This window comes from Rheinheimera soli, from assembly GCF_021290985.1.
GTDB lineage: Bacteria > Pseudomonadota > Gammaproteobacteria > Enterobacterales > Alteromonadaceae > Pararheinheimera > Pararheinheimera soli.
In genome coordinates, this window is record NZ_JAJOYU010000100.1 from 1 (window position 1) to 285 (window position 285).

The 285-nt window shown below is 43.9% G+C and carries 1 protein-coding gene; it reads right to left on the bottom strand.

Annotation, left to right across the window (positions count from 1 at the left end; genetic code table 11):
• Positions 1-87: 87 nt before the first annotated feature.
• Positions 88-282, bottom strand: a complete 195-nt coding sequence (locus LSG37_RS21160) for a tyrosine-type recombinase/integrase (protein WP_366515598.1) — start codon at positions 280-282, stop codon at positions 88-90.
• Positions 283-285: the final 3 nt, after the last annotated feature.

Sequence of the window (285 nt, forward strand, 5' to 3'; positions counted from 1 at the left end):
GAGATTCAGCACCTCAACACAATCCGCATGCGAATGACCGCTTTTACCGCAAAACCGGACATGAAGCCCGGTTTATTTAAAACGAAATTATCGGTCTATAGGGCTAATTGTCCCTGATGAATGTTGACCGATGACATGTGTATATATTTGAGTTGTCTTCAAATCCGTATGCCCTAACAGCTCTTGAACTGTACGAATGTCTGTTCCCGCTTTTAAAAGCTGCGTTGCGAAAGAGTGCCTGAATGTGTGTGCGGTAACGTGTTTCTGAACACCTGACCGTATAAA